This window comes from uncultured Gimesia sp., from assembly GCF_937919775.1.
Classification (GTDB): Bacteria; Planctomycetota; Planctomycetia; order Planctomycetales; family Planctomycetaceae; genus Gimesia.
In genome coordinates this window covers 1-4,651 of the sequence record NZ_CALFPF010000190.1, presented here as the reverse complement: position 1 = coordinate 4,651, position 4,651 = coordinate 1, and the positions used below count along the sequence as shown (strand labels likewise).

Genomic DNA, 4,651 nt, shown 5'->3' with positions numbered 1-4,651 from the left:
CTAAAGATGGCGTCCACTTCACCAAACCAATGCTGAAGCTGCATGATTTCAAAACGGATCGTAAACCCTGGGAGGGTGCTTTTGCTGAGACCAACATCGTGCTGTTGGGATCGGGTGGCCATGGTGACCGCTATTGCAACTCGGTTCTGATTGAACCCGGTGAAACAGATCCTGCACGACGGTATAAAATGTTGTACTACGATTTCTCACCGGATGATAATAATCAGGAATGGCCTGGCTGGCATGCGGCATTTTCACCGGATGGTATTCACTGGTCGAAATCGCCGAAGAATCCCCTCAACCGGACTGCGTACGGCGGCCGAACACAGCAACCTCTGTTTGTGGATGAAGATCCTTACCGGGAACAATGGGACAAGCGAAAAAACTTAATGCGGAAGAATTGGCTGCTTCCAATATCTATGTCGGATGCTGTAGATGTATTCTTTGATCCGCAGCGCGAGGAGTACGCCGTCTATGGAAAATGCTGGTTGAATGGGCCGGATGGAGGACTGGCCTGGAAACACGCGATGGCCCGTTCCAGCAGTAAAGACTTTCTCAACTGGTCGGTCCCCGAAATTGTCTGCTCACCCGATGATCAGGATGCCGCCAATACCGAATTTCATAATTCGCCCGTGTTCTTTTACAATAACTGCTACTTCTGCTTGAACCAAATTCTGCGAGCCCGTGGTGAAACAGTGGGAGCCAAAGCCGATCTGATGCATATCGAGCTGATGATCAGTCGCGACGGTATTCACTGGGAGCGTCCCTGTCGCGAACTGTCATTCATTCCACAACAGGAATTTTCCAGCGGAGGAATTTTTACCAACGCGACGCCAGTATTTCTGAATGATTCGATTCACTTCTATTATGGAGGTTACACAAGCGGTGCCATCGGCGGGGGATCCAAATTAACAGACGCGAGCCAGCAAAGCGGCGTCGGTCTGGCGACGCTGCCCCTCGATCGCTTTGCGGGAATTCGCCCCGTTGCATTGAGTGCGCAATCAACATTGAAAAAACCTTTGGAAAATATCGGCCAGGTCACACTGAAACCACTGGACCTTGAGGAAATTCAGCAGATCACAGTCAATGGAAATGCGGCAGAAGGTCAGATTCAGGTCGAACTCCTCAATGCAGACGGTTACCGGATACGGGGCTTTACTAAAACGGATTCAGAAATATTGAAAGGCGATTCACTGGCGCATCAGGTCAGCTGGAAAAAACAGACGCTCAAAGATCTGCCTCCCGGCAAATACATGCTGCGTCTGCATCTGAATAACGCCGAAGTATTTGCAGTGACACTCAAGAAATAACTTCCAGAGAGAGAACATTGAAACCTGTGTTTATTTCCCTGATTTCGCGGTCTGGTCGGTGAACCGATTGATCTCCTGCAGCATGGTCTTGGCTTCTGTCATCAACACTGTATAGCCCTCTTTTATGGGTACAATCCCCGTGCCAGTTTAGCCTGTGCCACCCGTTCGATGCCTTCGATCATAGCGGCCGTTCGCATGTCGAATTGATTTTCCTGTGCCCGATTCAGAGTGCGGTGAAATGCATCCTGCAGAATTTTCTGCAGACGCTGATTCACCTCTTCCAGAGTCCACATATAGTTCTGAGTATCCTGGACCCATTCAAAGTACGACACGGTTACCCCGCCGGCATTGGCCAGGATGTCCGGCAGAATAAATACTCCTTTTTCATTGAGCACTTCATCCGCTTCAAGAGTCGTCGGACCATTGGCTCCTTCCGCCAGCAGTTTGCACTGAATGCGATCGGCATTCTCCGCCGTAATCTGATTCTGCAAAGCCGCGGGAACCAGGATATCACATTTGAGTTCCAGCAGTTCTGCATTACTGATGTGATCCCCTTCCGGATAACCTTCCAGAAAGCGGTTTTTACTGACATATTCCAGCAGCGAAGGCATTGAAAGTCCGTGACGATTATAAATGCCGGTCGTAGCGTCACTCACGCCAATGATTTTCACTCCCAGATCACTCAAAAACTGTGTCGCGTGACTCCCCACATTTCCAAATCCCTGAACGACGGCAGTGCACTCACTCAGATTCATTTTGAGATGTTTGGCAGCTTCCTGAATTAGATAAACAACGCCACGGCCTGTCGCTTCATTTCTTCCCCGGGCTCCCCCTAACACAACTGGTTTTCCGGTAACCACCGCAGGTACGGTGTAACCCACCTCCTGACTATAGGTATCCATAATCCAGGCCATGACCCGCTCATTGGTTCCCATGTCGGGTGCCGGGATATCTTTTTCAGGACCTATGAGTGGACTGATCTCTGTCGTAAAACGCCGGGTCAGGCGCTGCAGCTCATGGCTGGTGAGCCCTGTGGGATCAATGCGCACGCCCCCTTTCGCGCCCCCGAAAGGGAGATGCACCAGAGCACATTTCCAGCTCATCCACATTGCCAAAGCAGAAACTTCTCCGAGGCTGACATCCTGGTGATAACGTATTCCCCCCTTAGTGGGTCCCATGGTCAGAATATGCTGAACTCGATATCCAAAGACGGTTTCCACCTCAGTATAGTGATCTCGACGGAAGGGGAGTGTCACGACCAGCGTCCGCTGGGGGAACAAAAGACGCTGCCTGATATTATCATCCAGCCCCATGAACTGAGCCGCCTTCAGGAACTGCCGCTGCGCCAGTCGAAACATCGGAGAATCCCATTCCGCGTCTCGAACTTTCGTGCGTTCAATCGCATACCTGAGTGATCTAATCAAGGAACTGCGACTGAGCTTTGTCTTGACGAGATAGTCCTGGGCTCCCGCTTCGACCGCTTTGGCAGCCAGCTTGATATCATCCATACCGGTCACGATCACAATGGGTATCGCAGGAGCAAAAGAACGTACCTTGATAAATGTATTCAGATCTTCACTGTCAGGAAGCGTCAAATCCAGTAGCACAATATCGGTCGATGTCGCATTTAACTGATTCAATCCCGCCTGCAGAGTTCCCGCGTGCTGGAGTTGAAATACTGGTGACTTTGACTCAGCCAGAAGCGTCTTCACCAATCCTACATGAATCGGGTTGTCTTCGATCAGTAGCACTTTTACGGGGTTTCCAGATACAGAATTCATCGTTTATTCCTTATCAATAGTTGTTGAATCAATGTGGGCGGCGACTGCTGGCAGCAAGCGGTTGAACTCCAGTTCCAGCTTCTCAAATGCATCTCGGGCTTCATCCATTTTATTTTCTTTCCCCAGCATTTCTAATCTTAACGCAGCTTCAGCTGCAGGACGTGCTTCAAACAGAGCAGCAGAACTTTTCAGTGTATGGGCAGCCCTCCTGAGGGACTGCGCGTCATTCTGTTTCAGAGCTTCTCTGATTTCCGCCTGTAACCGCGGCGCTTCAGTAAGAAACAACTGCCCTAGTTCACTCAGCGCTTCAGAAGAAATTTCTGATTTCTCCATAGCCTGTTGCCAGTTGATGATACTCTTTGTGCCTTCGTGATCGTGTTGCATTGGTTCCCCCTCTGCTGCTTTGCTCTCTGAACCGTGCGCGGTCTGTTGCATCGCAGGTGTTTTCTGAATTGTACTTTCGTCAGTCTGCTCTGCTGCTGAATCATGATGAAGACAGTCCTCAATCGTCCGAAACAGTTCGCGTACACGGACCGGTTTAGAGACGTAATCATCCATGCCTGCCTCCAGACATCGTTCGCGGTCTCCCTTCATGGCGTGTGCCGTCATGGCGATGATCGGGACGTGCTCGCCTGTTTCTTCTTCGTATTTTCGAATCAGTCGGGTCGCCTCCAGACCGTCCATTTCGGGCATCTGCACATCCATGAGAATGAGATCAAAATGACGGGATTTTCTCTGTTCAACGGCATCCCTGCCATTAAGAACAACAGAAATCTCATGGCCATGCGGCTCCAGCAATGCGAGCGCCAGCTTCTGATTTACCAGACTGTCTTCTGCCAGCAGAATCTTGAGAGGAGGGATCTGTCGGGCCAGTTCGGCTGTGGCTGACCTGGCTTTATCTTGCGGAGTCCCACTCATGCCCAGTGTCTCTGCAATTGAGTTAAACAATTCGGACTGCTTTAAAGGTTTAATCAGATGTGCGGCAATTCCCAGATCTTTGCAGCGGGCATGCTCATTCTGACCATCGCTGGACGTAATCATCATAATCACAGCGCTGCCCAGTTTTGAATCCTGCTTGATCGCTGCCGCGACTGAAAAACCGTCCATAAAAGGCATATTGGCATCAACCAGCACAAGATCAAACGGTTGACCGGCTGACTGGTTTGCATGCATTACTTCCAGAGTATCACTGCCGCGATTGATTGATTGTGTCTGCATATTCCAGCTTGCCAGCATTTCTTCGAGAATCCGACAGTTGGTAAGATTGTCATCAACAATCAGAACCCGCAGACCATTCAGGTCAACCTTGAGGAGTGGCTCATTCGCAGGTACTTCTTCCTGTGTTAATTCAAAGTGTGCGGTAAAGTGAAATTCGCTTCCCTTGTCTACTTCACTTAAGACCCAGATCCGTCCCTCCATCATTTCAACCAGACGGGAAGCGATTGCCAGTCCCAGACCGGTGCCACTGAATCGGCGGGTCATAGACTCATCCACTTGCTCAAATGCCTGAAAGATTCGCTGTTGTTTATCCTCAGCGATGCCGATGCCGGTATCCCTGAC

3 protein-coding genes are annotated in these 4,651 nt (G+C 50.3%); 1 reads left to right on the top strand and 2 read right to left on the bottom strand.

Features of this window, described 5'->3' with window-relative positions; translation table 11 throughout:
* A partial coding sequence (locus tag Q0294_RS05060) for a hypothetical protein (RefSeq protein ID WP_299461566.1) occupies positions 1 to 1,310 on the top strand: 1,310 nt, incomplete at its 5' end.
* A gap of 122 nt (positions 1,311 to 1,432) precedes the next feature.
* On the opposite strand, the gene Q0294_RS05055 is transcribed toward Q0294_RS05060, so the two are convergent.
* Positions 1,433 to 3,091, bottom strand: coding sequence for a Glu/Leu/Phe/Val dehydrogenase dimerization domain-containing protein (locus tag Q0294_RS05055; protein ID WP_299461564.1), 1,659 nt, complete (start codon positions 3,089 to 3,091; stop codon positions 1,433 to 1,435).
* Between the two features lie 3 nt (positions 3,092 to 3,094).
* The coding region (locus Q0294_RS05050) for a hybrid sensor histidine kinase/response regulator (protein ID WP_299461562.1) at positions 3,095 to 4,651 on the bottom strand (1,557 nt) is incomplete at its 5' end.

Excerpts from the sequence above, each read along its gene's own strand:
- Q0294_RS05055 (WP_299461564.1), bottom strand. The coding sequence starts at position 3,091 with ATGAATTCTGTATCTGGAAACCCCGTAAAAGTGCTACTGATCGAAGAC.